5 protein-coding genes and 1 tRNA gene are annotated in these 3,789 nt (G+C 41.4%); all 6 read left to right on the plus strand.

Features of this window, described 5'->3' with window-relative positions; genetic code table 11:
* The first annotated feature begins 16 nt into the window (after window positions 1–16).
* Window positions 17–92 (plus strand) — tRNA-Ile (locus tag QZY95_RS00655).
* Between the two features lie 544 nt (window positions 93–636).
* Complete coding sequence (locus tag QZY95_RS00660) at window positions 637–1,092, plus strand: hypothetical protein (protein WP_290917950.1); 456 nt, start codon at window positions 637–639, stop codon at window positions 1,090–1,092.
* A 13-nt stretch (window positions 1,093–1,105) separates the two neighbouring features.
* Window positions 1,106–1,660 carry a hypothetical protein gene (locus tag QZY95_RS00665; RefSeq protein ID WP_290917953.1) on the plus strand — a complete coding sequence of 185 codons (555 nt, stop codon included), beginning with the start codon at window positions 1,106–1,108 and terminating at the stop codon, window positions 1,658–1,660.
* Between the two features lie 353 nt (window positions 1,661–2,013).
* A complete protein-coding gene (locus tag QZY95_RS00670) occupies window positions 2,014–2,439 on the plus strand; it encodes an Rrf2 family transcriptional regulator (RefSeq protein WP_290917956.1) in 426 nt (141 codons plus the stop codon).
* A 343-nt stretch (window positions 2,440–2,782) separates the two neighbouring features.
* Window positions 2,783–3,193 carry an Rrf2 family transcriptional regulator gene (locus QZY95_RS00675; protein WP_290917959.1) on the plus strand — a complete coding sequence of 137 codons (411 nt, stop codon included), beginning with the start codon at window positions 2,783–2,785 and terminating at the stop codon, window positions 3,191–3,193.
* Window positions 3,194–3,421: 228 nt separating this feature from the next.
* Window positions 3,422–3,789, plus strand: a 368-nt coding sequence (locus QZY95_RS00680; protein ID WP_290917962.1) for an FAD-dependent oxidoreductase, incomplete at its 3' end; no start/stop codon positions are given.

Genomic DNA, 3,789 nt, shown 5'->3' on the forward strand with positions numbered 1-3,789 from the left:
TTCCTCAGCACAAAAGGGGCCTATAGCTCAGTTGGCAGAGCCTCCGGCTCATAACCGGCAGGTCGCAGGTTCAAATCCTGCTAGGCCCACCAGAGAATATAAGGATTTGCGGTAGTAACCGTAAATCCTTTTTTCGTTTCTGCTCCCTCTGCTGCCAACCATTTACTCTACTTACCCCAAAAGAGCTTCAACCTGTCTGTAAGCTGACACTCATAATGAGAATTTTGTACTCTCCCAATAAGAAAAAAATCGTTCGCAAAAAAGAGCTTCAGATAAAATATCTGAAGCTCTTTTTTCATACAGACTCAGCATGCAAGATCCTTCTTCTACGTCTTTTCAACATTCTGTCCTGTAACTCAATCTAGCCAATCCACTATCTCTCAATCAGGCCCCTCCTACATCCAAGGCATATACAAAATTTCAATTACGACTCCCATTGCCATAGGAATCAATGGTTGAACTGTACTATGTATACATAGAATTCACGTTACGCACGACGAAAATACAAAAAATTCTTTTCGATTTTGTATTCAAAAAGCAACAACTACTTCTATTTTAAGAATAAAAAGTTGCGACTCAACTTCGCATAGAGTATATAGAACTCCACCTACACACTTTTATGAGAAGGAGAAATTGATGTTGTTCGATAGTAAACGCCTCCTAATAGGATTACTCCTTACACTCATTTTCTGTTTATATGGATGTACCAAGATAGCTCCTCTTGTCCCTGAAACTCCTCCAGCTTACCCCTGCTTAAGCACTTCATATGAGTATGACACTGTTCCTTATTGCTCTAACTCTATTTTAGTTCCCATAGATGACGCCGATATTAAACAATCTGAAATAGCTTTTACTTTTATTGAACAAGGCCAGATGGTTCCTACAGTAACGGTACTGGGAATGGAGAAAGGAGTAACGGTTTCTCGATGGAAAAATTACTCCCTGTTTGCAATTCCCAGAGAGCTTTACCTGCGGAAACTCGAACAACTGAATTTTGATACAAGAAAGCTTCCTGCCAAGCTTACTATACAAGCCATTGATACGTCCGGAGATGTTATAGATTCAGAAGAATATACATTATTACTACAGTAAGGGGGATACCTACATGTCATTTGATTTCATGCTTAACAAAGTAAAAATTTTAGATAACCACGAGTTATTCGGTACCGCCGAGGTCTTTTTCCTCTCTCTTGTATGTCCTAATATGGAATTTGCAGGCGATTCTTTACTCAAAATTCAAAGCCTAACATTCACAGGTGTCCGCTCTGGTGACACGTTGGATCTGGCACATGGCAAACTTCTTTATCATGCAGATGAAGCACCGGATATTCTTAACTGGAACCTTCTCATCTTCGAAGATGACTCTGATATCCGCGATACAGGTAAAAAGCTTAACGCATTTCTAGATAGCCCTGAGTTTAAAGCAATGGACACGGCGCTACGTGTCATCCTTGCAACACAAGGCCCCTCAGTCGCCTTTTGGGAACTGTTTAAAGGCACTGGGAAAGCCATCGCTGCCATCTTAGAATTCAATGACGATGATCAAATAGGTGCTCTAGACACCTCCTTCTCTAAAACTTTCAACACATTACCAAACCACTCCTCCACGGGTGTTGGTTGCGGTTCTGCCCGAGTTTCTTACACTCTTAAATCTGCATAAAAGAAAAGGCAGTATTTTTTAATAAATACTGCCTTTTCTTATCTTCACTTTAACAACCTGAAAAAACACTTTTCTTTTACTTACAATGCCCTTTTTATGCCATACCATACGGAAGTGAGAAAACGTTGCATTATCCCCAGTGGATTACTACATACTAACACTTCTTATTACGTCATTATATGCAATATAGATGTACAGATGGTAAAGCGGTACCCACTGCTACAGCATATTCATTATAGTTTGAATCTCTTTAAACCCGCAGCCTACCTTGACGAGAAGCACTTACTAACGTAGTACTCTCATTAAATATCGACACGCAATTAACAGACTTCGTAATTTAAGGGGCATAATTAATGAAGCTTTCTGCGCGTACTCGCTATGCTGTTCGAATTCTTGTAAAATTAGGTCGGCATGGCACGGATTCTCCCTTGAAAACTACTTCTTTATCAGAGTCTTCAGGGGTGTCCGTTCAGTTCATAGAACAAATATTACGTCCCCTCAAAAAAGCCGGATTGATTACAAGCATGCGCGGTGCTGCCGGGGGACATATGCTTGCCAAAACACCCGACTCAATCTCGGTTGGTGACGTCATACGGATTATGGAAGGACATGTGGGGCTAACCGCATGTTGTGATAAAAAACTTGCTGACGACTGTCCTCGTAAAGAGTTCTGCACGACTCGAAGTGTTTGGATTAAGGCGTCGCAAGTACTGGAAAATGAGCTTAATTCTATATCGCTGCAAGATATTATTGACGGAAAAGTTCATCCTCTTGACTAATTCTTAACATTTTTTTCTTGGCAAGTTTATTTCAACTGCTACTGAAATTATATAAACAACAACGCCTTGCTATTTAAATTAGCAAGGCGTTGTTGTTTTTTTATTATCTTTTTTTCTTTGACTAGCACGTAACATCCTTCATTTTTTAGATTTAACGCACCTCCACATTATTTTCACCCGTTGTAACCCCCTATAATCCACACAACTTTTTTTACGAATCCATGTTGACAGCTTTTTCCGATTCAGCTATTTCCGACCTATCTAATCCGGATTAAATTAATCTGGATTACAAAAGTAGGAATTAAACAACAAGAACTACACACACCCAAACAAGGAGCAAGTCATGCGTATCTCTACAACTGCACACAATGCATCGTTACTGCTAGCTCATCTTGCTCTTCAAGATAGCAACAAACCAGTTCCGGCAGCAACTCTGTCAGACAAAACAGGAATTTCCGTAAAATTTATCGAAAAAATTATTCGTTCACTTAAATCTGCCGGAATGGTCAGGAGCGTTCGCGGCGTTGCAGGTGGTCATATTCTCTGCAGACGTCCGGAAGAAGTGACTCTCGCACAGGTATTACGAGTAATTGAAGGCGGAGTAATTGCCCCTACTCCTTCCTCTGAAGATGAATTCTTTCAGGCTCCTGTTGTTGGATCTTGGGACAGTGTAGCCCAAGCATTAGAAGACACACTTGAGAAAATCACTCTTGCAGATCTCATGCAGAAAGAGGCCTCAAGTTACAGTCAATAAATTTTGTCGATAGCAGAAGGGGTTACGAGATGCGACACACACCACTCGTAACGACCAGTTGTTATCCCCTAAATCTATTCAGGGAGATTCGGATGTTCACGCATGCCTTTTCTCCCTTGAATACCATGTTGCATAAAAAAACGTCTAAAAACGACGTAACCGCTTACCGTGAGAAGGCTAGAATCTCCGGCAAGCTCTACTTCACTGATATGTAAGAGGAGATCAGGCATGAAGAAACTACTTATTCTCGGTTCAGGTTGTGGCGGCACAATGATTGCCGCAAAAATGCGCAAGCTGCTTGCCGAGAAAGAATGGGACATCACCATCATCGACCGTGACCCGATGCACCACTACCAGCCGGGCTGGTTGTTTGTGCCTTTCGGTGTTTACACTCCTGGTGATTGTGTAAAGCCTAAGGCTGAGTTTGTCCCTAAAGGTGTTAACTTCGTACTGGATACCATTACCAATATTGATCCTAAGAACAAAGTTGTTACCACTAAAGAAGGCAAATACGATTACGACTGGGTTGTAGTCGGCACCGGTTGTCGTGTTGTACCTGAAGAAGTTGAAGGTATGATGGACGACTGGCGTGGTGA

This window comes from Halodesulfovibrio sp. (genome assembly GCF_015482765.1).
Taxonomy (GTDB): Bacteria; Desulfobacterota; Desulfovibrionia; order Desulfovibrionales; family Desulfovibrionaceae; genus Halodesulfovibrio.

What these genes read in the sequence shown, in the direction of transcription:
- QZY95_RS00660 (WP_290917950.1), top strand. Translation starts at nt 637, where the DNA reads ATGTTGTTCGATAGTAAACGCCTCCTAATAGGATTACTCCTTACACTC.
- QZY95_RS00665 (WP_290917953.1), top strand. Translation starts at nt 1,106, where the DNA reads ATGTCATTTGATTTCATGCTTAACAAAGTAAAAATTTTAGATAACCAC.
- QZY95_RS00670 (WP_290917956.1), top strand. Translation starts at nt 2,014, where the DNA reads ATGAAGCTTTCTGCGCGTACTCGCTATGCTGTTCGAATTCTTGTAAAA.
- QZY95_RS00675 (WP_290917959.1), top strand. Translation starts at nt 2,783, where the DNA reads ATGCGTATCTCTACAACTGCACACAATGCATCGTTACTGCTAGCTCAT.